The organism is Bradyrhizobium sp. YCK136, from assembly GCF_044570075.1.
Taxonomy (GTDB): domain Bacteria; phylum Pseudomonadota; class Alphaproteobacteria; order Rhizobiales; family Xanthobacteraceae; genus Bradyrhizobium; species Bradyrhizobium diazoefficiens.
Window position 1 is genome coordinate 5031494 of sequence record NZ_CP172424.1, and the last position, 21045, is coordinate 5052538.

General features: G+C 64.9%; 21 protein-coding genes. 14 read left to right on the forward strand and 7 right to left on the reverse strand.

Annotated features, from left to right (window positions below):
- Positions 1-16: 16 nt before the first annotated feature.
- The 3 genes from ACFLEY_RS24615 to ACFLEY_RS24625 are packed head-to-tail and all read right to left on the reverse strand — an operon-like array spanning position 17 to position 3103.
- Complete coding sequence (locus ACFLEY_RS24615) at positions 17-877, reverse strand: PCC domain-containing protein (RefSeq protein WP_060912299.1); 861 nt, start codon at positions 875-877, stop codon at positions 17-19.
- A gap of 10 nt (positions 878-887) precedes the next feature.
- Positions 888-2495 (reverse strand): acyl-CoA synthetase, encoded by a 1608-nt coding sequence (locus ACFLEY_RS24620; protein ID WP_060912300.1) that lies wholly within the window; start codon positions 2493-2495, stop codon positions 888-890.
- Between the two features lie 56 nt (positions 2496-2551).
- On the reverse strand, positions 2552-3103 hold the full coding sequence (locus ACFLEY_RS24625; protein ID WP_249162976.1) for a hypothetical protein: 552 nt from the start codon (positions 3101-3103) through the stop codon (positions 2552-2554).
- Here ACFLEY_RS24625 and ACFLEY_RS24630 point away from each other — a divergent pair.
- The 6 genes from ACFLEY_RS24630 to ACFLEY_RS24655 all read left to right on the forward strand — a co-directional run bounded on the left by ACFLEY_RS24630 (position 3096) and on the right by ACFLEY_RS24655 (position 11394).
- The gene (locus ACFLEY_RS24630) at positions 3096-3557 is read left to right on the forward strand and encodes a hypothetical protein (protein WP_249162977.1); all 462 of its coding nucleotides are present in this window, start codon (positions 3096-3098) and stop codon (positions 3555-3557) included. The two genes, ACFLEY_RS24625 and ACFLEY_RS24630, sit on opposite strands and share 8 nt — an antisense overlap.
- A gap of 361 nt (positions 3558-3918) precedes the next feature.
- Positions 3919-5217 carry a DUF4347 domain-containing protein gene (locus tag ACFLEY_RS24635; protein ID WP_171901286.1) on the forward strand — a complete coding sequence of 433 codons (1299 nt, stop codon included), beginning with the start codon at positions 3919-3921 and terminating at the stop codon, positions 5215-5217.
- Positions 5163-9494, forward strand: a complete 4332-nt coding sequence (locus ACFLEY_RS24640) for a tail fiber protein (RefSeq protein WP_249162978.1) — start codon at positions 5163-5165, stop codon at positions 9492-9494. Before ACFLEY_RS24635 ends, ACFLEY_RS24640 begins: the two co-directional genes overlap by 55 nt.
- Before the next feature lie 109 nt (positions 9495-9603).
- A complete protein-coding gene (locus ACFLEY_RS24645; RefSeq protein ID WP_060912305.1) occupies positions 9604-10455 on the forward strand; it encodes an outer membrane protein in 852 nt (283 codons plus the stop codon).
- A 136-nt stretch (positions 10456-10591) separates the two neighbouring features.
- The gene (locus tag ACFLEY_RS24650) at positions 10592-11107 is read left to right on the forward strand and encodes a DUF3828 domain-containing protein (protein WP_060912306.1); all 516 of its coding nucleotides are present in this window, start codon (positions 10592-10594) and stop codon (positions 11105-11107) included.
- Positions 11108-11118: 11 nt separating this feature from the next.
- Positions 11119-11394 (forward strand): GNAT family N-acetyltransferase, encoded by a 276-nt coding sequence (locus ACFLEY_RS24655; RefSeq protein WP_028171864.1) that lies wholly within the window; start codon positions 11119-11121, stop codon positions 11392-11394.
- 49 nt (positions 11395-11443) lie between these two features.
- Here ACFLEY_RS24655 and ACFLEY_RS24660 read toward each other — a convergent pair whose 3' ends face one another.
- Together ACFLEY_RS24660 and ACFLEY_RS24665 are read right to left on the reverse strand one after the other, a co-directional pair.
- Positions 11444-11842 carry an SPW repeat protein gene (locus ACFLEY_RS24660; RefSeq protein WP_038967269.1) on the reverse strand — a complete coding sequence of 133 codons (399 nt, stop codon included), beginning with the start codon at positions 11840-11842 and terminating at the stop codon, positions 11444-11446.
- 194 nt (positions 11843-12036) lie between these two features.
- Positions 12037-12972, reverse strand: a complete 936-nt coding sequence (locus tag ACFLEY_RS24665) for a tetratricopeptide repeat protein (protein WP_028171862.1) — start codon at positions 12970-12972, stop codon at positions 12037-12039.
- A 104-nt stretch (positions 12973-13076) separates the two neighbouring features.
- On the opposite strand from ACFLEY_RS24665, the gene ACFLEY_RS24670 reads away from it, so the two are divergent.
- Positions 13077-13352 carry a GNAT family N-acetyltransferase gene (locus tag ACFLEY_RS24670; RefSeq protein WP_011087489.1) on the forward strand — a complete coding sequence of 92 codons (276 nt, stop codon included), beginning with the start codon at positions 13077-13079 and terminating at the stop codon, positions 13350-13352.
- Between the two features lie 52 nt (positions 13353-13404).
- Here the strand turns inward: ACFLEY_RS24670 and ACFLEY_RS24675 are convergent, their stop codons facing one another.
- On the reverse strand, positions 13405-13806 hold the full coding sequence (locus ACFLEY_RS24675; RefSeq protein WP_028171860.1) for a DUF3597 domain-containing protein: 402 nt from the start codon (positions 13804-13806) through the stop codon (positions 13405-13407).
- A gap of 334 nt (positions 13807-14140) precedes the next feature.
- Between ACFLEY_RS24675 and ACFLEY_RS24680 the strand changes: the two genes are divergently transcribed.
- Together ACFLEY_RS24680 and ACFLEY_RS24685 are read left to right on the forward strand one after the other, a co-directional pair.
- Positions 14141-15049: a DUF2189 domain-containing protein gene (locus tag ACFLEY_RS24680; protein ID WP_396604230.1), complete on the forward strand. Its 909-nt coding sequence runs from the start codon at positions 14141-14143 to the stop codon at positions 15047-15049.
- Positions 15050-15180: 131 nt separating this feature from the next.
- Positions 15181-16005 (forward strand): lytic murein transglycosylase, encoded by an 825-nt coding sequence (locus ACFLEY_RS24685; protein WP_396604231.1) that lies wholly within the window; start codon positions 15181-15183, stop codon positions 16003-16005.
- 60 nt (positions 16006-16065) lie between these two features.
- On the opposite strand, the gene ACFLEY_RS24690 is transcribed toward ACFLEY_RS24685, so the two are convergent.
- Positions 16066-16392 (reverse strand): hypothetical protein, encoded by a 327-nt coding sequence (locus ACFLEY_RS24690; RefSeq protein ID WP_028171858.1) that lies wholly within the window; start codon positions 16390-16392, stop codon positions 16066-16068.
- A gap of 668 nt (positions 16393-17060) precedes the next feature.
- On the opposite strand from ACFLEY_RS24690, the gene ACFLEY_RS24695 reads away from it, so the two are divergent.
- The 5 genes from ACFLEY_RS24695 (at position 17061) to ACFLEY_RS24715 (ending at position 21032) form a co-directional block, all read left to right on the forward strand.
- Positions 17061-17213 carry a DUF1127 domain-containing protein gene (locus ACFLEY_RS24695; protein WP_007590701.1) on the forward strand — a complete coding sequence of 51 codons (153 nt, stop codon included), beginning with the start codon at positions 17061-17063 and terminating at the stop codon, positions 17211-17213.
- A gap of 126 nt (positions 17214-17339) precedes the next feature.
- Positions 17340-18767, forward strand: a complete 1428-nt coding sequence (gene trmFO / locus ACFLEY_RS24700; RefSeq protein WP_060912307.1) for a methylenetetrahydrofolate--tRNA-(uracil(54)-C(5))-methyltransferase (FADH(2)-oxidizing) TrmFO — start codon at positions 17340-17342, stop codon at positions 18765-18767.
- Positions 18768-18774: 7 nt separating this feature from the next.
- Positions 18775-19869: a serine/threonine protein kinase gene (locus tag ACFLEY_RS24705; protein ID WP_060913103.1), complete on the forward strand. Its 1095-nt coding sequence runs from the start codon at positions 18775-18777 to the stop codon at positions 19867-19869.
- 73 nt (positions 19870-19942) lie between these two features.
- Positions 19943-20527 carry a CAP domain-containing protein gene (locus ACFLEY_RS24710; RefSeq protein ID WP_060912308.1) on the forward strand — a complete coding sequence of 195 codons (585 nt, stop codon included), beginning with the start codon at positions 19943-19945 and terminating at the stop codon, positions 20525-20527.
- A 91-nt stretch (positions 20528-20618) separates the two neighbouring features.
- Entirely contained in the window at positions 20619-21032 is a 414-nt protein-coding gene (locus ACFLEY_RS24715; RefSeq protein ID WP_060912309.1) for a GFA family protein, read from the forward strand.
- Positions 21033-21045: the final 13 nt, after the last annotated feature.

Consider the following 21045-nt stretch of genomic DNA (forward strand, 5'->3'; position numbering starts at 1 on the left):
CGATCGCTCGCCGAGATTAGCTCAACACCTCGAGCACCAATTCCATGGTCATCAACACGGGATTGTCGCCACGGATCAGACGCCCCTCCGCGATGCCGCCGGTGTAGTCGATCAGGGCAACGTCGAGAGCGGCCTCGAGCGCACCGGAAGCGCCCGGCGCGATCGCACCCGCGGTCACCGCAAGCTCCGTCGCGAACGGCTCGATCACGCCGCCATGGGTGAAGCGCGCGCCGACGGTCGAGCCGACGCCGCCATGAATCTTCGCGCGCGCAATGCCGTGCTCGCGGCAAAAGCCTTCGAGGCAGAAAGCGAAGTCCTGGTTGGGGCGCAGCCGCAGCGCGAAGGCGCGACTCGTCGCGCGCGCACCAGTGCTCGCAGCCGCAACCGGTCCGAACAGCTTGAAATTGGTTTCGGGATCGGGCTCGGCCGTGAACATCGCGCCGTCGAGGCCGAAGGCCTCGACCTCGAACGGCTCAGTCACGATCGTCTCGTCCGGCAGCATATGGCCGCCACTTGCCTTGCCGTCTGCCTCGGTCCACAGCCCATGGCAATGAAAGAACGGCGCGCCGTCCCGCGTGCCGAGCGTCATGCGGCCGAGCTTCGTGCGCGTCACGCCCTCGGGCCGGAACGTCTCGCTGTAGAACGCGGCGTTCTCGCCGGTCTTCGACAGCGCCGGCATCACATAGGCAAACGGCCCGAGCGTGCCGCGGCCGAAGTTCAGCACGCCGCCGGCAAAACCCTCCCCCGCAAAGCCGCGGCGTGCGGCTTCCAGCAGCGGCACGCCTGCCTCAAGCATGAACGTGAAAGCGCGTCCCCTCGCCTCCACCCATTGGATGCGTTCTGCGCCAGGTGCGCCCGGCTGCTTGATGCTGCGCATGCCCCCCCGCTCAGCCTGTTTTCGTCTTGTCGAGGTCGAGCAATCCGCGCGCCTCGAGCTCGTCACGCACCATGCGCTTCGGCACCTTGCCATAGCCGGACTTCGGCAGCGCCTCCCAGAAGAAGAACCGCTTCGGCATCTTGTAGCGCGGCACTTTTGGCGACAGGAATGCCGCCATCTCCGCTTCACTCACAGCCTTCGCCCCCTCGCGCGCCACACAGACGGCGACGCCGACCTCGCCCCAGGTCGCATCGGGCACGCCGAGCACGGCAACCTCGCCGACCGCGGGATGCGTCAATATCTTCTCCTCGATCTCGCGCGGATAGATGTTGGAGCCGCCGGAGATGTACATGTCGGAAGCACGGCCGGTGATGTAGACGAACCCCTCCTCGTCCATGTGGCCGAGATCGCCGGTGCGGAACCAGCCGTTGCGGAACGCCTTCGCATTGGCCTCGGGGTTGTCGTAATAGCCGGCGAGCACCGCAGGACCGATTACGCAGATCTCGCCGCTCTGGTTCGCCCCGAGCTCGCGGCCCTCGTCGTCCTGGATCGAGACCTGCATACCGGTGCGCTCGAAGCCGCAAGTGCCGATCTTCGCATGCGGGCCGTCCTCGGGGTCGTGCAGCGCCGCCGGCAGCACGGTGATGTTGCCGGTGACCTCGCCCAATCCAAAATACTGCACGATAACCTTGCCGAGCTTCTTCAGCGCGGCCTTCTGGTCCTCGCGATACATCGGCGCGCCGGCGTAGATCACGTGGCGCAGAGAGGAGTGATCGTATTTGTCGGCGGCGGGATGCTCGACCATCATCTTCAGAATGGTTGGAACGGTGAAGAGATTGCTGACCCGATGCTTTTCGATCAGGCGGAACGCCTCGTCGATGTCGAATTTCTCTGTCGGCAGCAGCACGGTGCGTACACCGCGCGCGGTCTGCACCAGCTGATGCACGCCGGCGCCATGCGAGAGCGGCGCCACCACCAGTGAGGCGTCGTCCTCGGTGACCCCAGGCGTCAGGTCGGCGAGATGGTTGGTGACGACAAAGCCCATCTGGCCGTGGGTCAGCACCGCGGCCTTGGAGCGGCCCGTGGTGCCGGAGGTGAAGAAGAACCAGCAGGGATCGTCGTGCTCGACAGCGACGTTCTCGACCACGTGCCCCGCATGCGATGCGATGGCATCTGCAACCGACGCCTCGCCGAACGCGCCCTTGCCGTCAATGCTCCAGGTGAACGCGAGCGCACCGCCGCTCACGGCCGCCGCGTGCTCGGGAAAATCGACGTGGCACAGAAACGCCTTCGCGCCGGAGGCCTGGGCGAGGTAGGAGACCTCGTCCGGCATCAGGCGGAAATTGGTGGGCACCCAGACCGCACCGAGCCTAAACGCTGCGAACATCGAGAAGAACATCTCATCGCCATTCTTGGAATGGACGAGGATGCGGTCGCGCTTCGCGATGCCGCGCGCGGCGAGCGCCGCCGCCAGTGCCGAGACCTGGGCGTCGATCTCGCGCCAGGTCCAGGACCTGTCACCCCAGACGAAACCGGGACGCGATCCATGCCGCCGCGCATTCTGGGTCAGCATGTGAGCGAGATTCATGACGCGGCGGGACATGCGCAGGGGCTGCATGGGGCTTCCTCTTCGACTGCGGACGGCGCGCAAGCCGCCCGCTCCTTGCTGCCCATTTATCGCCAACGCCCGCACCCCCGCAAGGCCGCCGGCCCCGCACCTGCTCTACGGTGCTTGAACGCGAACGGCGTCGCCGTGATCGTCTTCTCCTTGAAACAGGCCTGCGCGCCAAAACCGCCGCAATAGCTGCCATGCAGATCGAACCGGATGGTGCGCGCGGCGCCGCGCTTCACCGGCGACGTCACGATCTTGTAGCTGCGGACATAGCCGTCGAACACGGGGCGCACGCTGCCATCCGGCAGCGTCACCAGGATGTCCATGACGCAGCCGCCGGTTCCGCAATAAGTGGTCTCGCGCTCCCCGCATTTTGTGTCGCGGAAATCGACTATGTAGTCGTCGCGGCCGTCACCGGTCAGGTCGATCCGGCGCACCGTGTCCGGCGCAAAGGTTACCGCGCCACCGTCCTGGCCGTCGCACTCCTCGTTGGCGTAGCGCAGCGCCTTCTGCACACCGGCTGGATAGTCGGCCGGGTTGAATGGTCTTGCGTCGTCGGCGCGCGCAGCGGTGACGAGCAGAGCGAGCAGGAGGAAGAAACAGCGCATGCGCATTGGTCGTCGGCGATGCCGCAGTCGTTCAGGGATTTTTAAACATGATCGGCGCAACCTCAGCCAGTTCTCGCGTACAGAGTGCCGCATCATGGTCAAAGCGCCCGCCTTCCTCCTGTTGTCGCTGGCGCTTGCCGGATGTGCCGTCGCGCCGCAGGCGCATCTCGCTTCCGATCCGGCCTTCAGGCCTGCCCGCTTTGCCTGGGATGGTGCGGGCGAAGATCCCAATGAGCAGCGCCCCGCCTCGGGGCCATCGCGAACAACGCGATCCGCCGCGGTATCCGAGCGCAACAGTTCGCAAGCCGGACTTCAGCCCTATTCGAAGGAATGGTGGCAGGCGCAGGACGGTATCGAGGCCGAGCAGGACGCCAGGGTCAACCGCGCCCTCGTCATCTGCCAGGGCTGCGTCCGCCAACAGCCGAGCGAAGATACGCGCGTGGCCAAGGCCGCGGACTGACAGACATCGGTTTGAAGCCGCCGGGAAGCCGCCGCACCGGAGCCAGTGCGCAGCGGGCTGGTCACGCGTACCGGCGCAGGTCGGCGCGATCATGCGCGAAGATCAACCGCCATTGATGAACGGCGAAGCGCTGCGCCCTGCGCGATGTCTCGTTTTCAAACAACTATCGCCAAAAAACGCCGAAAAAACGCGACATTTGCCTCGCAGGACGGCGGTCGCGCTCCGGTTGCATGTGCCGCGCGCAGGCTTGTTCCGGCGCAAGCTTCACGCCAGTTAATCGCTGCTTAATGCATTTGTTTGGCTGGCCCGGCGGCTGGCTCCCGGGTGGATATGCGCCGTTTCGGCGTGGAATGTGGTGAGTATGGGAAGAGTTGTTTTCATTGATTCCCGCGTTTCCGACATCGATGCCTTGCTGGACGGGCTGGCCCCGGACGAACAGGCCTTTGTCCTCAACGGCGCCAGCGACGGCTTCGCCCAGATCGCAACCATCCTCAAGAACAACGGCCTGACCGGGCTCGCGTCGATCTCGATCGTCGGTCACGGCGCTCCGGGCGAGATTGAGATCGGCTCATCCGTCATCCACGACGCGGACCTCGCGAACGATGCCGCCGCACTCTCCGCGATCGGCGCCTCGCTCGCATCCGACGGAGCTCTCGCCCTCTATGCCTGCGACACGGCCGCGGGCGCGACCGGAAGCCAGTTCATCTCCGACCTCTCCGCCTATGCCGGCGGCGTCACCGTCGACGCGGCGACGCATGTGATCGGCAATGCCGATCCCGCAAGCTGGACGCTCGACGTCTCGACCACCCCGGCAGCGGCTGCCGTTAGCGCGCCGTTCGCGGAGCAGGCGCTTGCAAATTTCAGCACGACGCTCGGCATCATCGGCCTGACCCCCGGCACGTCAGCGACGTTCCACGGCGGTGGCGCCGCCGTGTCCATCGCACCGAACCTGATCGTAACGGACAGCGCCTCCTCAACACTCTCATCGGCCGTGGTGAGTCTCGTCGGCTTCGTCGCGGGCGACACGCTGAACTTCACGGACCAGAACAACATTCACGGCAGCTACGACGCCGCGCACGGCATCCTCACCCTGAGCGGGAGCGATACGGTCGCCGACTATCAGGATGCGCTGCGCTCGATCACCTACAGTTTTTCGGGGAACGGCGATCCGACCGGCGGCGGCACGCACCAGGTTCGCGATATTACCTGGCAGGTGTCGGACGGGACGAACACGAACATCACGGCATCCCCGATCAACAACGATCAGCCCTCACTCGGGCTGACCCAGCTGATCCCGCTTCAAGGCACCTATCCCTCGCATGGAGACGGCACGTCCGATCCCGGCACCATCGATCTCGGGTCCATCAGGACCTTCGCCGGAAGCCTTGCTCCCAACCACACGGCGCTTGCCAGCGGGCAGCTGCTGTCGATCGCCCAGAACACCGCCCTGTTCTCGCTGTTCGGCACGACCTATGGCGGCAACGGACAGACGACCTTCGAGCTACCCAACCTCCAGGCCAAGCTCACGGTCGGCTCCGAGAACAGCGCGAATTTTTCGCTCGGAACCAATTACGGCACGGACACGGTCACGCTGGGGACCAGAATTTGCCCTCGGGCTTCGGCGCGGGGCAGGCTTTCACCAACGACCAGCCTTCGCTGACCATCAACTATCTCATCAACACCGGCGGACCGGGCGCGAGCTCAGCCTCGAACTGGCTCGACGTAGCCGGCGAAATTGTCCCGTTTCTCAGCAATTTTGCGCCGGCAGGATATCTGCTGGCGGCTGGCCAGGTGCTGAACATCGCCGACTATCCGAACCTCTATAACGCCATCGGCACGACGTATGGCGGCGATGGTGTCACGACGTTCGCGCTGCCGGACCTCACCGGCCGCACCATCATCGGGGTCGGAACGAACTCGATCGGCGATTTCCAACTTGGCACGGTCATCGGCCAGGACACGACCACGCTCTCGACGTCGAACCTGCCCCATCCAGTCGGGGCTTCAGCCGACTTCAGCAACTACCAGCCTTCCATCGCTCTGCACTATCTGATCTCTCTCGAAGGAATATTTCCCTCCCAGAGCGGCTCGTACTCGGACTCCGCTCCATGGGTCGGCGAGATCATTTCCTACGCCGGAAACGGCACGGACCTCGACTATATGCTGGCGCACGGCTGGGCCGAGTGCCAGGGCCAGCTACTGTCGATCTCACAGAACCAGGTCCTGTTTGCGCTCATCGGAACGACCTATGGCGGCGACGGCCAGTCCACCTTCGCCCTCCCGGACCTGACCGGTCGCGCCGTCGCGAGCGTGGGCACGAACTCCCAGGGCAATCAGGTCGAGCTCGGCGGGCAATACGGCACCGCCTCCACAACGCTCATCTCGAGCGAGGTGCCTCTGACGGCGAGCGTGCTCGGCATCGTCCATACCGCGCCGACCGTCACCGCAGGTGCCAGCCTGAACTATCCGGTCGGCAGTGCGGCAGCCCTGCTCGACAGTACGTTGATCGTCGCCGACCCCGACAGTGGCGGCAATCTGACCGGCGCGACCATCAAGATTGCCAGCGGCTTCGTCAGCGGCGATGCGTTGAGCTTCATCAGCCAGAACAACATCACCGGCAGTTACAACGCCGCTACCGGCCTGCTCACGCTGAGCGGCACCGACACGCTCGATCATTACCAGACCGTGCTGGAATCGATCGCGTTCAGCGCCCCCGGATCGACCGCGCCCGGCTCCCGGACCATCGAATGGACCGTGACCGACGGCTCCTCCAGCAACGGGACCAGCAACACCGCGACCAGCACGGTCAATCTGCTCCACGTTCCGCTCGTCAGCTCGGTCACGGCGGCGACGACGGGCAATGCGACCGATCTCAATGCCGGCAAGGTCGTCACCATTACGGTGGCCTTCACCGACCCGGTGAATGTCACCGGCGCGCCAGAGCTCCAGCTCAGCGACAATGTGATCGCGACCTATCAAGGCGGCAGCGGCGGCACCGCGCTGACGTTCAGCTACACGGTGCAGGCCGGCAACAGCAGCAGTGATCTGCAGGTGCAGAACCTTCTCCTGAACGGCGGCACCATCAAGGACGGCTCGGGCAACGATGCCGTGCTGGCCGGCACAGCCACCGACCTGCACCTGACGATCGACACCGCCGCACCTGTGGTCTCGTCGATCAATACCGCCGGCAGCAATCCGAGCAACGCGACCAGCGATACCTTCACCGTCACCTTCTCCGAAATCGTGAGCGCGGTCGACGCGAGTGACTTCACTATCGTCACCGGCGGGTCCGTCTCATATGGCGGGATGGTCGTGCTGCCCTTCAGCGGCAGCGTCTATACGGTGACGGTCACCGGCGTCACGGGCGATGGCACGCTCGGCCTCAAGCTCAACGCGTCCGGCACCGGCATCGCCGATCGCGCCGGCAATGCCATATTTGCCGGCTTCACCGGACAGACCTACACGATCGATCACACCGCTCCGGCCGTGACGTCGATTGCCGCGTCGGGCGCCAGCCCGAACAACGCCGGCACCGAACAGTTCACGGTGACCTTCTCGGAGAGCGTCAGCGGCCTGACCGCCGCCGATTTCACCCTGACCACGACCAACACACCGGGTGGTATCGCCCTCTCCACCACCGGCATCAGCCAGATCACCTCCGCCGACGGGAAGACCTACACGGTGACTGTCGGCGGCGTCACCGGCGACGGCACCGTGCGCCTCGATTTCAAGAGCGGCTCGAGCGGCGTCACCGACACTGCCGGCAATGGCGCCAGCGCGGGCTTCTCGAGCGGCGACGTCTACACCATTCGACATACCGCTCCGAGCGTTTCGTCGATCGTCGCGAACGGCTCGAACCCGAACAATGCCGGAAGCGATCAGTTCACGGTGACGTTCTCGGAAGACGTCACCGGCGTCGATGCGAGCGACTTCACGGCGACCCGCACCGGCAGTGTCACCGACACCGGCATCGTCGTGACGCCCGTCAGCGGCAACGTCTATACCGTGACCGTCAACGGCGTGACCGGCGACGGCACGCTGCGCCTCGACCTGAACGCTTCAGGCACCGGCATTGCCGATGCCGCCGGCAACGCCGTGGCGAACGGATTCACCGGCGGCGACGTCTACACCGTTCAGCATACGGCCCCGGCCGTGACGTCGGTGAGCGTGCCCGCGAACGGTACCTACGTCGCCGGTCAGAATCTCGACTTCACGGTCAATTTCAGCGAGGCGGTGTCGGTGACGGGCACCCCGGAAGTCGCGATCATGCTCGACACCGGTGGCCTCGTCGAAGCCCAATATGTCGGCCAAGGCAGCGCCTCCTCGCTGACCTTCCGCTACACGGTGGCTGCCGGCGAGAGCGATGCCAATGGCGTCGCGCTCGGCAGTGCGACCGTTCTCAATGGCGGCACGATCAAGGACGCGGTCGGCAACGCCGCCGTGCTCACGCTGAACAATGTCGGCTCGACCGCCGGCGTTCGGGTGGATTCGATCGCGCCGACGGTGATCTCGATCGCGACCTCGGGCGCGGGCATCGTCGCAGGCAGCGGCGATCTCAACGCCGGCCATAGCGTCATCCTGACGCTCAATCTCAGCGAAGCGGTCAACGTCGATCTGACCGGCGGCACGCCGACCATGCAGCTCAACGATGGCGGCGTCGCGACCTATGCGGGCGGCAGCGGCAGCAGCGTGCTGACCTTCAGCTATCTCGTGGCTGCGGGTGAGAACACGAGCGATCTTTCGGTCAACCAGATCCTGCTCAATGCAGGGACCATCCGCGACCTCGCCGGAAACGATCTCACCTTGCCGGGCGGCACCGTCAACCCCGCCGGGATCTTGCAGATCGACACGCACGCGCCGGATATCGTCGCCGTCAGCGCATCGCCCGCGAGCGGCGCGGTCGGAGCCGGCCAGTCTGTCACGATCACGGTCGCCCTCGCCGAAGCCGTGACCTTGTCGGGCGGTGCGCCCACCCTCTCGCTCAACGATAACGGCATCGCCACCTTCGATGCGGCTGCGACCGCGGCCTTGCATGATTCCAGCAAGCTCGTGTTCAACTACACGGTGGGAGCCGGCGACACGCTCACATCTGCGCTGGCGGTCACGGGCATAGATCTGCACGGCGGAGCGATCGGCGACCTCGCCGGCAACGCCGCCAATCTCGGCAATATCGCCACGACATTCACCGGACTTGCCGTGATCGATTCACTCGTCACGGCGCACGCAGACAGCAACCGTGTCGTCGCCGGCCAGACCGTCACCGCCGATGCCGCGCACGGCCTGCTCGCCAACGACACCGACACCAACCCCGCCGATCACGTCGTGGTCAGCGCCGTCAACGGGCTCGCCGGCGCCGTCGATCACAGCATCGCAGGCGCCTATGGCAGCCTCACGGTGCATGCCGACGGCAGCTATTCCTACGCTGCCAGCGGCGGCGTCACCGGCGTCGCCTACGACAACTTCACCTACACCGCGAGCAACGGCCATGCGGCGCCCTCGACATCGACGCTGACCGTCCAGGTGATCGGCGGCAACCAGAACTTCGTGTTCGTTCCCGCCGGCGGATCCGCCACCACCGGTTATGGCAATACCGTCCTCGACGGCAGCGCCGGCGGCGCCACCATCACGGCCGCCTCGACCTTCAACGCCCACGAGATCCTGATCGGCGGCCCCGGCGACACGCTGATTGCCGGCAATTACGGCCGGGATACGTTCGTGTTCGCCGGCGATTTCGGTCACAACACCATCAACAAGTTCCATACGGCCCTGGACGACATTCAGCTGCAGGCATCGCAGTTCGGAAGTCTCGCCAACGTCTTCGCGGACCTGCATCAGGTTGGGGCGGACACCGTGCTCACGCTCGACGCTACTCACGTGGTCACCATCACCAACACCGCGTTGGCAAGCCTGTCCTCGGCCAATTTCCATCTGGTTTGAGTGCGATCCAGCCTGAAGGCGCTCCGATCCCGACCCGGAGTTGCCAATTGGTCACAGCGTTCAGCCGCCATGTAGCGTAAAACCACGTCGGAATCGGGGAATTGGGCCAATGAAAAATTTCGAGAAACTTGTGCTTGCGGGCGTCGTGGCTGTCGGGGCGGCTTGGGGGACGGCACATGCCGCGGATCTTGCCCCGACCTATAAAATGCCGGTGAAGGCGATCGCCCCGGTTCAGACCTGGAATGGCTTCTATGTCGGCGGCAATGTCGGCTACGACTGGAGCACGGGCTCCACGGGTATTTCCGTCCTGTCGACCGATCCGGCACTGGCGGCCCCGCTCGCCGCGCTGGTTGCGGCCGGTTCATTTCCGACCGCGCTGTCGCCGTCGGCGAAAGGCGTGATCGGCGGCGTCCAGGCCGGCTACAATTGGCAGGTCGCCCCGCAATGGCTGGTCGGCCTCGAGGCCGACTTCGAGGGCGCGGACGTCAAGGGCACGACCACCCAGGCGCTCGCACCGGTCGGCTTCGATGCCACCTCGACGACGGTCAGCAAGGGCATCGACTGGTTCGGCACCGTGCGTGGCCGGGTCGGCGTGCTGGTAGCGCCGCAATGGCTGCTCTACGGCACCGGCGGCTTCGCCTATGGCCGCACCAAATCCTCGTTCAGCACCACCGACGTGACCGGCGGATGCATCGTGGGCGCGACCATCTGCGCCAGCGGCGCCTCCTCGGGGACGAGCACCGGCTGGACCGCCGGCGCCGGCACCGAAGTGATGTTCGCGCCGAACTGGAGCTTCAAGGCCGAGTACCTCTACGTCGACCTTGGCCGGCGGACGCTGAACGTCGCCTCCTCGACCGTTCCGGCCATCGTGTTCACGACATCGACCCCGTTCCGCGAGCAGATCGCCCGGGTCGGCGTCAACTATCATTTCTCGGCCGGCCCCGTCGTCGCCAAATACTGATCAAGACGCCCTGGGTCCGCCGACCCCGTGCACGCATGGCCGAGGCCGATCAGAGCCGCTCTGATCGGCCTTCGCGTTTGAACCTGCCGGGCGCAATCAAGCTCTACTGACGTGCGCACCCCAACCAGGACACTCCATGCTCACCCGTCGCAGCCTCATCGCTACTGTCCTCCTCGCCGGCGTCGGCCCCGCCCTCGCCCAGGCTCCCGCAACCAGTGAACCGCTCGCTATTCTGACTGCGATCTACACCCGCGCCGCCAAGGGCAAGGGCGATGGCGGCGGTGCCTTCATCATCGAGAACAAGGCGGCCAAGGCCAAATATCTCTCCAAGGCCCTGGTCGCGCTGTGGGCCAAGGCCGATGCGCATACGCGCAAGGGCGACGTCGGACCGGTCGATTTCGATCCCGTCACCAACTCGCAGGAACCGGACGTGAAGTCGTTCAAGGTTGACGCCGAGAAGATGGAGGCCGACAAGGCGATACTTGCGGTGACCATCACCGGACACCGCAACGACCGCAAACCCGCCGACCTGATCGTGCGTTACGACTTCGTGCGCGAGGTTGGGAGCTGGCGGATCGACGACATCAAGGGCTCCTCCGACGGCGAAGCCTGGTCGATCCGCAAGATGCTGACAGACTCGCTGAAGAGCTGACCGGAGACGACATGAGCGACGTCATCGACAACAAGGCCCATCACCGTTTCGAGCTGGAGGTGGAGGGATATCTTGCGACCGAACATTACAAGCTCGACGGCAACGTCATCACGTTCGAGCACACGGACGTACCGAAGGAGCTGGGCGGCAAGGGCGTCGGCTCAAAACTAGTGCAAGGCGCGCTCGATCAGGTCCGCGCCGCCGGCTTGAAGCTGATCCCGCAATGCCCGTTCGTGAAGGCGTGGATCGAGAAGCACCCGGACTATGCGGATCTGGTGAAGAGATGAGCGAGCGCAGGCCCACCGATCGCGCGGCGGGCCTGCCGAAATCCGCAGCCTATTGCCCATGCTTCAGCAAATCCTGGTCACTCATGTCCCAGTCCTGCCACAACTGGAGTACGCCGAGGATCACCGCCACTGCGCCCAGACTGGTGTGGTAGATCCGGAGAAAACCTTCGCCGGAATAGCCAAGCACCAGGGGCGAGACAATGAGCCACAGCCCGACCAGGATGGTCGCCACCTCCTGCCAGCGCTGCAAGGCGACATATTCGAGCTGGCTGAGGCCAAATACGACGAGGCCGACTGCGACCGTGTTCAGGACCATCGTGTCGTGTCCGGCAATCCCCGAGCTATCCTGGATTGGGAACCACGGCGACGCAGCGATCAGCGCACCGAGCAGCATCCCGCACCAGTCTTCCCATGTTCGATGAGTATTCAAGAAACCAAAGTCCGACATCGTAACCTCCTGCAAAAGAGGCATACGTCTGCGGCTGGCGATCACGACACTCCGAATGTCTAGCGACCGTGCCGGCCGCATTCGGGCGTATGTCCTCTCAAGGACGTGGGAACCGCGGTGGAACTTGCAAGAGCGACACTGAGGATTTTTTGCGGTCGCCACGTGACGTCCAACGGGTCAAGAATTCACACCGGCTACAGCGCCCCAAGCTTTCGCAGTGCATCATGCGCGACGGGCAGTCCGGGCCGCAACTCCAGCGCCTTCCGGAAATCTGCAATCGCGCCCTGCTTGTCGCCGAGCCGCAAGCGGGCCTGCCCGCGGTTGCTCCATGAGAACACGTCGGACGGATCGTATTGCAGCGCCTTGTCGTAGTCGGCGAGGCCGCCCTTGTTGTCGCCCTGGAAGAGACGGATCATGCCGCGATTGCGCCAGCCGCGCGCATCTGTCGGAGCGATGCGGATCGCCTCGCCATAGTCGGCGGCGGCGCGGTCGAGCTGCTCGTTGTCGCGATACACGTTGCCGCGGTCGATATAGGCGAGCAGATCGGGCGCAAGCTTGATCCGCATGGTGTAGTCGGCGAGCGCATGCGCCGTGTCGTGCTTGCGGGCGTAGACGAAGCCCCGATTGGCGTAGGCGGTGGCATAGTTGGGATCGCGCTTGATCGCCGCGTCAAAATCCGCAATGGCACCGTCGAGGTCGCCCTTGTTGAAGCGCGACTCGCCGCGATTGCTGTAGGCGAGCGCCAGCGACGGATCGAGCTTGATAGCCTCGTCGTAATCGGCGATGGCGCGATCATAGTCGCGCTTGAAGCTGTAGACGCGGCCGCGGTTGTTGTAGGCGCAGGCGTAGGCCGGATCGAGCCTGACCGCCTCGTCGAGATCGGACAGCGCGGCATCGAGCTCGCGTTTCTCGGTGAGGCCATGGCCGCGGTTGCAATAGGCGCCGGCGAGCCTGCGGCCGGTCTCGCTCTTCGTGTCAATGACGCTCGAGCAGGCCGCGACCCGTTCGTCCGGCGTGCTCGTCAATCCGACGCAGGCGTCCCAGGCCGGACCGCCTTCGGCCGACGCCGGCGCTGGCGCCGTCGAGGCGAGCGCAGCGAGCAACGCCATGATGCTGAGCGGGACGCGCATTTTCCGGGTATCTCCCCTGCGGCAACCTCCCTTGGTCGCACCTTGGCAAGGGCGGGTTCAGGCGCCTAGATCAGAGCGCAGACATCGCTTCGGAAGGATTACGCATGGCGGCATCGGTACGCGACAACAAAGACAGGAGCCGCTTCGAGCTCGATGTCGGCAGTGACATCGCCTTCGCCAATTACCGGCTGACGCCGTCGGCGGTGATCATCACCCATACCGAGACGCCGCGCGCGCTGCGCGGCCGCGGCATAGCCTCCGAGCTGGTCAAGGGCGCGCTGGATCTGATCCGCCGCGACGGCAGGAAGGTGATCGCCGGCTGCGGCTTCGTCGTCGACTATCTCGACAAGCATCCGGAGGACGCGGACCTCGTTGCCTGAACGCAAATGAGCCCGCGATCTCGCGGGCCCTTGGCTGCGTCCGAGCGATCGGTCAGTGCTTGATCTCAGGCGGCAGCTTGCCGCCATTGGCAGCGAGCTTGGACATCACCTGCTTGTGCAGCCAGACGTTCATGCTCGCGGAATCGTTGGTGTCGCCGCTGTAGCCGAGCTCCCGGGCGAGATCCTTGCGCGCGGCGAGGCTCGAGTCGATGTCGAGCGCCTTCATGAGATCGACGATCGAGGTGCGCCATTCCAGCTTCTCGCCCTTGTGCGCGGCGACCGCCTTGTCGACGATGGCGGCGACGTCGACGGACGCCATGGGCGCGGCTGCCGGCGCCGATGCGCCCGGCGCGGCCCCTGCGGGGGCACCGGCCGGCGCTGCGCCACCGGCAGGCGCGGCGGAAGCCGGTTGGCTACCGAAGATCGCGCTCATGATTTTCCCGAAAATGCTCATGTCTTCTCCCCGAAAAGTGTCCGTTGGAAGGGCCTTGAGTGGCACTTATAGACGAAGTTTCTGCGTTGCGCCCGCGGATCATGCGAACCGACAACCAGCATCAGCTTATCTGCGGCGAAATGACGGCCGAATGACATCGTCGAGGTTGCGGTGCGGCATCGAATCTCACCCAAGCGTGAGGGACAGGACTCGGAATTGAGAGTACGGTTTCTGTTCAGCTCGCGATGCCTTCCGGAATTCGCGCCTGGTTGGGATCGCGATCATCCAAGAAGAGCGGCCGCTTGCGCCGTTTGCCGGCGCCGGATGCGGCCGCATGGCAAGGGAGCTAGCGACCATGGCCACACTTTACCAGGGCAATGTCCCCACAATGGCCCCGCCCGCTGATGCGGCGGGACCAATCATCCGGACGATCCAACTGTCCGACCTGCATGACGCGCTGAGGCGCGGCTGGGAGGATTTCAAGGCGGTTCCGAGCCACGCCATTATTCTCTGCGTGATCTACCCGGTGCTGGGCCTCGTGCTCGCCCGCGTGGTGATGGGCTATTCGGTGCTGCCGCTGTTGTTTCCGCTAGCTGCGGGCTTCGCGTTGATCGGGCCGTTCGCTGCCTTGGGTCTCTACGAGCTCTCGAGCCGGCGCGAACGCCATGAAGAGGCCAGCGCCTGGGATGCCATGGAGGTGCTGCGCTCGCCTTCGTTCGGGGCCATGCTCGGTCTTGGCACATTGCTGCTCGCCCTGTTCGTGAACTGGGTTGCAACCGCACAGGCGATTTATGTCGCAGCCTTCGGCTATGAGGGCGTGACCGGGATCTCGGACTTCATTACGCGCGTGCTGACGACCCGGCAGGGCTGGTGGCTGATCGTGGTCGGCTGCGGCACCGGCTTCCTGTTCGCGCTCGCCGCGCTCTGCATCAGCGCCGTGTCGTTCCCCCTGATGCTCGACCGCCATGCCGGCGCGTTCGATGCCATGGTCACCTCGCTGCGCGTTGTCGCCAGGAACCCGGTGCCGATGGCGGCCTGGGGCCTGATCGTGGCGGTGCTGCTGGCGCTCGGCACGATCCCGGCGTTCCTCGGCCTCGCCGTGGTGATCCCCCTGCTCGGCCATGCCACCTGGCATCTCTACCGCAAGGTGATCGTTTCCGATCCCGGTGCCCGGCCTGTGCCGCCTCCGCCGCATCGTCCGCGCAAGCCCGCCGCCGACTTCCCCGCCAACCTCTTCCCGTGGCGGAATCGGACAGACGCCTAACGATCTCGTGACATCCGGTCCTGCCCGGCTCCGGGCGGGACCGGCCCCCGTCATGCGCCTTGCTTTGGCCGCGGTTCCGACCGAGATTGCACCTCGCCAGTCAGATCACTTCACGGAATCCATTTCATCTGATGACCCCGACGATTTCTCGTCTCGCTCTCGCAGCCTTAGCCCTCACCACGTCAATCCTCTCCGCCCAGCCAGCGCTCGCCGCCGTTGCCTGCGGCTCGGGCAATTTCGACGCATGGCTTGCTGACTTCAAGACCGACGCCGCGGCCAAAGGCATCTCACAGCAGGCCATTGCCGCCGGGCTCGCCGGCGTGACGCTCGATCAGAGCGTGCTCAACCGCGACCGCTCGCAAAAGGTCTTCACCCAGACCTTCGAGGAGTTTTCCGGCCGCATGGTGCCGCCGCGCATGACGCGCGGTTCCAACATGATGAAGCAGTACGGCTCGGTGCTGTCCCGCATCGAGCAGACCTACGGCGTGCCAGGAGAGGTGCTGGTCGCGATCTGGGGTCTGGAGACCGATTTCGGCGTCAACACCGGCAAGTTCGCAACCATCCGCTCGCTGGCGACGCTGGCTTATGACTGCCGGCGCGCCGAGCAGTTCCGCGGCGAGCTGATGGATGCGCTGCGCATCGTCCAGCGCGGCGATCTTGCACCCGCCGACATGAAGGGCGCCTGGGCGGGCGAACTCGGCCAGACCCAGTTCATGCCCTCGTCCTGGATGAAATACGCCGTCGATTTCGACGGCAACGGCAAGCGCGATCTCCTGCACAGCGCGCCCGACGTGCTCGCCTCCACCGCCAATTATCTCGCCGGCTATGGCTGGCAGCGTGGCAAGGACTGGCAGCCGGGAAGCCCGAATTTCGCGGTGCTACAGCAGTGGAACAAGAGCGAGGTCTATTCCAAGACCGTCGCCTATTTCGCCACCCAGCTCGCGCGCGCCCCTTAAGGTCCCCTGCATGAAAGCGTAGGGCCGATCGCCCGGCGACCGGCCCTCTCTTGAAGCCGTTTACTTGCCCATGGTGGCGTGCATCGCCTTGTTCAGATGCGCGCCGCACGCACCCATTTTTCCGTTGAGCAGCGAGTCCTGCGCCGCCGCGATCTCCTTCTGCGCGACGAACTTGCTGTCGCCGTCGGCCATGTTCTCGATCGCGGTCTCCGTCTTCTCCAGATTGGATCCGCTGCAGCCGCCCATGGCGTGCTTGGCGGCCTGGGCCGGCGCGACGGCGAATGCGACGGCGGCAATGGCGATAACCCCGAGTAACTTCGTCATGATGTTACTTTCCTTCTCTTCTTCTTGGGACAGACCCAGCGACATTGCCGGAATCTGCGACACGACTTTGCTGCCGACGCGGCAACTTGCCGCAATAAATTCCCCGCGAGAATTGCGTGATGTTGCGCGCCGCGCAGAGCCGCATGCGGAAATTCTGATTTTCACTACAACCTTGTAATCAAGCGCACACACCCTTGGCGTGTGTGCACCGCATCAACGACGAACGCGCTCGGCTCCCGGGCGACCGGCGCTCGATATCCGGCTTCGCCGCAAGCCGTTCGGCGGCTCCAGTGGGGCAGGATCGAGCGAATCGCCGCTCCCATCCCCCGGCGTCGGCGGACTCCGTCAGGCCGGCGTAATCCACAGATGATATGAATATTTATTCATTTCTACATCATCTCGCTTCATGCGATTCGCGCATGCGGGACTTGGGCTTACAAGCTGCCGCATCGCCTTGCTGGTCACGGGAATGCAACATATTTCGATCATCACGGGAACCGCAGGGGTCGGCATAAACCCCTGATCTCACGGAGATTTATTGCAATCTACAACGGCTGGCGCCCAGCTCTTGGGCGGGACTGCCAAGAGGTTAATCGCCCCTTACCGATGCCATGCGTCCTTCGCTTAGCTGCATCGCAACATCGGAACTTTCGCAGTGCACCACTCTCACCTATATTCATTTCAACGATGACGCCCGGGCAAGGGCTGAATCGAACTACAGGAGACTACCAATGCTGCTCTCGCTCATCCGCATGATCCAGGCCTTCCGGGACTATCAGCGCAATGTTGCCGAGCTGTCCCAGCTCAGCGATCGCGAACTGGCCGACATCGGCCTTGATCGCTCGGACATCCCGCGCGTTGCCGCCGGCCAGTATCAGGGCTGATATCCTTCAGCCCTTCACCGGACGAACCGATAGCGCCCGCCTCGTGCGGGCGTTGTCGTTTCTGATGGCAGAAAACTCGATCTCGGCGATTCCACTGACCGCCGAAAAGCGCTACCTGTCCGCCCCATGACAGGACCCCATTCCAATATTGCGCATGTGATCGGCGCGGGCCTTGCCGGCTCGGAGGCAGCCTGGCAGGTCGCCAAAGCCGGCGTGCCCGTGATGCTGCACGAGATGCGGCCGGACCGCATGACCGAGGCGCACCGCACCGACGGGCTCGCCGAGCTCGTCTGCTCCAATTCGTTCCGCTCGGACGACGCCGCCAACAACGCCGTCGGCCTGCTCCATGCGGAGATGCGCCGCCTCGGTTCGCTGATCATGCGCGCGGCCGATGCCAACCAGGTTCCCGCCGGCGGTGCGCTGGCGGTCGATCGCGACGGTTTTTCGGCGGCCGTCACCAAGGCGCTGAACGACCACCCCCTGATCGAGATCGCCCGTGGCGAGATCGCAGGCCTTCCGCCGGCCGACTGGGGCAACGTCATCGTTGCGACCGGGCCCCTCACCTCCGCACCGCTGGCCGATGCCATCCGCGAACTGACCGACGAGAACGCGCTCGCCTTCTTCGACGCGATCGCGCCGATCGTGCACCGCGAATCCATCGACATGTCGGTGGCCTGGTTCCAGTCGCGCTATGACAAGGTCGGCCCCGGCGGCAACGGCGCCGACTACATCAACTGCCCGATGACCAAGGAGCAGTATGACGGCTTCGTCGCGGCGCTGATCGCCGGCGAGAAGACCGAGTTCAAGGAGTGGGAGACCAACACGCCCTATTTCGACGGCTGCCTGCCGATCGAGGTGATGGCGGAACGCGGCCCCGAGACGCTGCGCCATGGCCCGATGAAGCCGGTCGGCCTCACCAATCCGCACGATCCGACAACGAAGGCCTACGCGATCGTGCAGCTGCGCCAGGACAACAAGCTCGGCACGCTCTACAACATCGTCGGCTTCCAGACGAAGCTGAAATACGGCGAACAGCAGCGCATCTTCCGCACCATTCCCGGGCTGGAGAAGGCCGAGTTCGCCCGCCTCGGCGGCCTGCATCGCAACACCTTCCTCAACTCGCCAAAGCTGCTCGACGGCCAGTTGCGGCTGCGCGCGCAGCCGCGGCTGCGCTTTGCCGGCCAGATGACGGGCTGCGAGGGCTATGTGGAGTCGGCCAGCGTCGGCCTGATCGCCGGCCTTTACGCAGCAGCCGATGCCCGCGGCGAGACGCTGGCGAGCCCGCCTGCTACGACCGCGCTGGGATCGCTGCTCGGCCACATCACTGGCGGCCATATCGAGACCATCGAGCCCGGCACGCGCTCCTTCCAGCCGATGAACATCAATTTCGGCCTGTTCCCGCCGCTTGCAAGCGCTCCGACGAAAAAGCCCGACGGCACGCGCCTGCGCGGCAACGAGAAGACGGTGGCCAAGAAGCAGGCGATGAGCGCACTGGCGCTTGCCGATCTCGATCGCTGGATCGCCGATCACCTGCGCATCGCCGCAGCAGCGTGAGTTGTCGATGAGCCTCCCCAAAGACGACGCCGCGACGCTCTCGGCGCGCTGGACCGAGGGCGTGCTGCTCAAGCGCGACGTGTTCTCGACCGTCGAGCGCGGCCGCTTTCGTGCCGACACCGGCGAGGTCGATGCCGTGCTGCGCCGGCTCGACGAGGTGCCGTGGTGGTCGTTCCTGCTGGCCCGTCATCTGTTCGCGCGCGAGAAGCATGCGCTCGCCCTCGCCAAGGGCCTGAACGTCGGTCCCGAACTGCTGTGGGCCGGACGCCGGGCGCTGGCGCGCGGCTTCGTCGACGGAGTCGCACTGCATCTGGCAAAACCGCATGGCGACCTCGCCTATTTCCGCTCGGCCAAGGCGGCACTGCGCCGGCTGCGCCGCGCCGGCATCTGCCACAACGATCTTGCCAAGGAGCAGAACTGGCTGGTCGGCCGCGACGGCCGCGCCTATGTGACCGACTTCCAGCTCGCCGCCTGCTTTGCGCGCCGCGGCCGGCTCTATCGCATCCTCGCTTATGAAGACCTCCGGCACCTGCTCAAGCACAAGCGCTCCTACGCGCCCGAAGCGCTGACACCGCGCGAGCGCAAGATCCTGGCGAAGAAGTCGTTCGCCGCAAGCCTGTGGCTCGCCACCGGCAAGAAAGTCTACCGGGCGATCACGCGCGGCCTGTTCAATTTCACCGATCGCGAGGGCGGTGGGCGCCGCCTCGTCAACGACGCGCCGGTGCTGGCGGAGCTGATCCGCAAGAATCCCGCCGTGCGCGACACCGCCATCGTCGCCTTTGCCGACCGCCGCTCCGGCGTCGGGCTCTATGCCTTCGTCGAAGCCGATCAGGCCACGCTCGAAGGCCAGATCCGCAACGAGCTCACGGCCGCCAAGGGTCCGAAACCGCCGGAACACATCCAGGTGGTGCATGCACTGCCGCGCGACACCAGTGGCCAGCCGCGCACCGAGATCCTGCAACTGGTCGCCATGAACCAGCTCGACCTGATCGAGCCGATGATGAAGAACGACCAGGACCGCGCTTTCCTCAAGGACATTCTGGAGCAGCGCAAAAACCTGCGCGACCGCTTCAATTTCGAGGCGGACCTGCCCGCGGGCTGACGGAAGCAATGCGCCTTGAAGCGTCCACATTGGCGATAGAGAAGCAGTCGGATAACGCAGGCGTGGCGGGGTCATGAGCACTCGGGGGACGATGAGGCATCGCGTGGTCGGCGGCATGATCGCCGGCCTTCTGCTGTTGGCAGCGACGCCCGCAATGGCCGAAACCCCGGCCGAGCTGATCTCCAGCTTCCGCCTCAAGCACGGTGAAGCTCGCGTCGTCCGCGATTCAACCCTCGACCGCATCGCCATGGACCAGGCGCGCGCGATGGCGGCGAAGGACGACCTCAGCCACGACGCTCTCGGACCGTTCAACCGCCGCGTCGCACCGGCCGGCGCGGGGCGCGCCGCCGAGAACATCGCCTATGGCTACGACAATTTCGAGAAGACGCTCGGACAGTGGATCGACTCGTCCGGACACCGTAAGAACCTGTTGCTGCACAACGCCTCCCGCGTCGGCATCGCCAGCGCCAAGAATGCCAGCGGCAAGCGAACCTATTGGGCCATGGTGATCGCAGGCGACTACGAGCCGAAGGGCAAGGGCAAAGGCAAAGGCAAGAAGGACGGGGAGCCTCTGGTTGCCGTGAAGCGCGAGGCCGCGCCCGCGAAGAAGCCAAAATCCAGCGAGTGCCACATCAAGCTGCTCAGCCTCTGCATCTGAGACGACACGCTGCGCGGCAACCACTGTTGCGTGCGCTCCTCCGGCCGGCCAATATGCCATGCCGCTGTCTTGGACCAATTCGAGGCGATCAATGGCCAAAAAATACACCGCTCAATGCGCCTGTGGCGCCATCAAGTTCGAATTCGACACCGATCCGTCCTTCATCGCCAATTGTCATTGCAACGACTGCAAGCGCGCCTCGGGCGGCGAGATGGCAACTTTCTTTGCCGTGCCGGAGGATGACTTCACGCTGCTCAGCGGCAAGCCGAAGGCCTTTCACTACGTCGCGAACTCCGGCAAAGGCCTCGACCGCAACTTCTGCCCCGAATGCGGCTCGCGGGTGTTCACCTCGAACCTCGACAGCTTCCCCAAAACGGTCTTCGTTCAGTTGGGAAGCCTCGACCGGCCCGACCTGGTCGCACCGAAGCTCGAGATGTTCACCAAACGTCGCCTGTCGTGGAATACCCCGCTCCACCTGCCGCAGTTCGAACAGATGCCGCATTGACGCGGCCAAAGCG

Bases quoted from the DNA above. Each gene is read 5' to 3' on its own strand.
- ACFLEY_RS24615 (WP_060912299.1), bottom strand. From the start codon at position 877: ATGCGCAGCATCAAGCAGCCGGGCGCACCTGGCGCAGAACGCATCCAA.
- ACFLEY_RS24620 (WP_060912300.1), bottom strand. From the start codon at position 2,495: ATGCAGCCCCTGCGCATGTCCCGCCGCGTCATGAATCTCGCTCACATG.
- ACFLEY_RS24630 (WP_249162977.1), top strand. From the start codon at position 3,096: ATGCGCATTGGTCGTCGGCGATGCCGCAGTCGTTCAGGGATTTTTAAA.
- ACFLEY_RS24625 (WP_249162976.1), bottom strand. From the start codon at position 3,103: ATGCGCATGCGCTGTTTCTTCCTCCTGCTCGCTCTGCTCGTCACCGCT.
- ACFLEY_RS24635 (WP_171901286.1), top strand. From the start codon at position 3,919: ATGGGAAGAGTTGTTTTCATTGATTCCCGCGTTTCCGACATCGATGCC.
- ACFLEY_RS24645 (WP_060912305.1), top strand. From the start codon at position 9,604: ATGAAAAATTTCGAGAAACTTGTGCTTGCGGGCGTCGTGGCTGTCGGG.
- ACFLEY_RS24650 (WP_060912306.1), top strand. From the start codon at position 10,592: ATGCTCACCCGTCGCAGCCTCATCGCTACTGTCCTCCTCGCCGGCGTC.
- ACFLEY_RS24655 (WP_028171864.1), top strand. From the start codon at position 11,119: ATGAGCGACGTCATCGACAACAAGGCCCATCACCGTTTCGAGCTGGAG.
- ACFLEY_RS24660 (WP_038967269.1), bottom strand. From the start codon at position 11,842: ATGTCGGACTTTGGTTTCTTGAATACTCATCGAACATGGGAAGACTGG.
- ACFLEY_RS24665 (WP_028171862.1), bottom strand. From the start codon at position 12,972: ATGCGCGTCCCGCTCAGCATCATGGCGTTGCTCGCTGCGCTCGCCTCG.
- ACFLEY_RS24670 (WP_011087489.1), top strand. From the start codon at position 13,077: ATGGCGGCATCGGTACGCGACAACAAAGACAGGAGCCGCTTCGAGCTC.
- ACFLEY_RS24675 (WP_028171860.1), bottom strand. From the start codon at position 13,806: ATGAGCATTTTCGGGAAAATCATGAGCGCGATCTTCGGTAGCCAACCG.
- ACFLEY_RS24680 (WP_396604230.1), top strand. From the start codon at position 14,141: ATGGCCACACTTTACCAGGGCAATGTCCCCACAATGGCCCCGCCCGCT.
- ACFLEY_RS24685 (WP_396604231.1), top strand. From the start codon at position 15,181: ATGACCCCGACGATTTCTCGTCTCGCTCTCGCAGCCTTAGCCCTCACC.
- ACFLEY_RS24695 (WP_007590701.1), top strand. From the start codon at position 17,061: ATGCTGCTCTCGCTCATCCGCATGATCCAGGCCTTCCGGGACTATCAG.
- trmFO (WP_060912307.1), top strand. From the start codon at position 17,340: ATGACAGGACCCCATTCCAATATTGCGCATGTGATCGGCGCGGGCCTT.
- ACFLEY_RS24705 (WP_060913103.1), top strand. From the start codon at position 18,775: ATGAGCCTCCCCAAAGACGACGCCGCGACGCTCTCGGCGCGCTGGACC.
- ACFLEY_RS24710 (WP_060912308.1), top strand. From the start codon at position 19,943: ATGAGCACTCGGGGGACGATGAGGCATCGCGTGGTCGGCGGCATGATC.
- ACFLEY_RS24715 (WP_060912309.1), top strand. From the start codon at position 20,619: ATGGCCAAAAAATACACCGCTCAATGCGCCTGTGGCGCCATCAAGTTC.